We start from the raw sequence: 1275 nt of genomic DNA, 5'->3' as shown, positions 1-1275 counted from the left end.
TTCCATGCCAGTTTTGGTTGAAAATGCTTGTCATCTCAGGTGTACACTTTTCTCATGAGGCCTAACTGCATGATTTTACGTTGCGAGGATCCGTCGTTTCACTGGGCTGCCAGCATAAAATCTATTTATTCAACAAAGCCTATCCGAGCGTCTTGCGATCGAGCCGTTACAATCGGTTACGCAGTGTCAGATGTGCACGCTCAATACTGTGTATACAGCTTGCTAACAATGTTTTTTACTTTTGGAAGTTCGTCGTTGTAAGCACTGTAGCCATCCGTGTTTGCATGACTGACGACGGTAAAGCTGATGGCCACTTTTGCCACAACCGTGTTTTTTCACAGGAGATGTCTGTTCACAAAACAGGCATCTTACATCAACTTTAGCCACTGTTTTCCACATCCAAAACCGGACACTTCACACTGCAATCAACATATTGAATACACGACCGACGGCGCTGTATCCTGTGAGCAGGCATTCGGTGTGGTCGCGGTCGAGTAGGTACTCAGTCTGCTGGCGATTCATGGAGTCCAGATAGATGTGCGCAAATTTGCTCACATCTCCCTGTAGGTCAGAAATCATTCTTTCAACGTCTCGTTTTACATCCGGATGGCGTTTTTCTGTCAGTTCGGCAATCTCGCGGCTGGACATGGTTAAAATATATTCAGAAACTAAATTTTGCATGAGTAAACCTCTCACAAGTTAATGTGATTAATGGAACCCCGGCACGATCCCGGGGCGGATTAGTGATTAGTGAATGCGTCTGGCGCTGAGTTTTTCTAGCGCGTCGGGAATTTCGACAAAGCTCGTGGGCCTGTAACCCAGATACGTTGCGATCCCTGCTGCGATAGAACGAAACGAGTTGGCTTTTCCGACGAATGCAAGCTTGCCACCAAGCAGGTCATCCCAGATGGTGACTTGTACCCGGTAGAGGCAATCAGGAGTTTTGTGGAGGGTTGGCGCTGGCTGAACAGCGGAGGATAAGCTGGCCTCCATGCTGTTAAATTCTGCGATGTAAGCTTCCTTGAACGCTGCTGCTTTTTTGCCGGTGAAGCCCATTACGAGGAAGATGAATCCGTCTTTTGTCATGGTGAAGATTTTGGAATCGCGGGTTGCGCCGTTGCCGATGTTTACTTTGGCTTTGTTGAATAATAGGTAATCATGCTGTTTTTCCATGCCAGTTTTGGTTGAAAATGCTTGTCATCTCAGGTGTACACTTTTCTCATGAGGCCTAACTGCATGATTTTACGTTGCGAAGATCCGTCGTTTCGCTGGGCT

The 1275-nt window shown here is 47.1% G+C and carries 2 protein-coding genes and 2 pseudogenes; all 4 read right to left on the bottom strand.

Annotation, left to right across the window (positions count from 1 at the left end; translation table 11 throughout):
- Nucleotides 1–200: 200 nt before the first annotated feature.
- Nucleotides 201–323, bottom strand: coding sequence for a hypothetical protein (locus QZ506_RS16420; protein WP_291972532.1), 123 nt, complete (start codon nucleotides 321–323; stop codon nucleotides 201–203).
- Nucleotides 280–387 (bottom strand): annotated as a pseudogene (locus tag QZ506_RS16415) (IS1 family transposase); the annotation flags it as partial. The pseudogene QZ506_RS16415 and the gene QZ506_RS16420, both read right to left, overlap by 44 nt.
- A gap of 27 nt (nucleotides 388–414) precedes the next feature.
- Nucleotides 415–648 carry a Rha family transcriptional regulator gene (locus QZ506_RS16410; RefSeq protein ID WP_291972530.1) on the bottom strand — a complete coding sequence of 78 codons (234 nt, stop codon included), beginning with the start codon at nucleotides 646–648 and terminating at the stop codon, nucleotides 415–417.
- 339 nt (nucleotides 649–987) lie between these two features.
- A pseudogene (locus tag QZ506_RS16405) lies at nucleotides 988–1152 on the bottom strand (Rha family transcriptional regulator); the annotation flags it as partial.
- Nucleotides 1153–1275: the final 123 nt, after the last annotated feature.

Source organism: Candidatus Symbiopectobacterium sp. (assembly GCF_020054415.1).
Taxonomy (GTDB): Bacteria; Pseudomonadota; Gammaproteobacteria; order Enterobacterales; family Enterobacteriaceae; genus Symbiopectobacterium.
The sequence above is the reverse complement of the archived record's forward strand: the minus strand, read 5'-3'. Positions and strand labels throughout refer to the sequence as shown.